This window comes from Halomonas marinisediminis (assembly GCF_004347715.1).
Taxonomy (GTDB): domain Bacteria; phylum Pseudomonadota; class Gammaproteobacteria; order Pseudomonadales; family Halomonadaceae; genus Halomonas; species Halomonas icarae.
Window position 1 is genome coordinate 1 of the sequence record NZ_SLTR01000572.1, and the last position, 259, is coordinate 259.

At 37.5% G+C, this 259-nt stretch carries 1 protein-coding gene; it reads right to left on the reverse strand.

From position 1 onward, the window contains the following. Nucleotides 1-259: DUF11 domain-containing protein (locus E0702_RS17845; RefSeq protein ID WP_132045822.1), on the reverse strand; the 259-nt coding region annotated here is incomplete at both ends.

The following is a 259-nucleotide window of genomic DNA, read 5'->3' on the forward strand; positions in this document are numbered from 1 at the left end:
TGTTCCGTCTCCTGGTGTTGAATCAGAATCTAAATTATCTGATGCTGTAATTTCTGCTTCGTTTGTATAATCTCCAGTTGCATTTACAATAGCTGTTATTTCTAAAGAAGCTGAAGAAGTATTTGATATATCTCCAACAGTCCAAACTCCAGATGCCTCATCATAAGATCCGGCTCCGTTGTCTGAAACATATGTATATCCACTTGGCAATAGATCTGTTACTTCTACTCCCGTTGCTATACTTGGTCCTGAATTATTT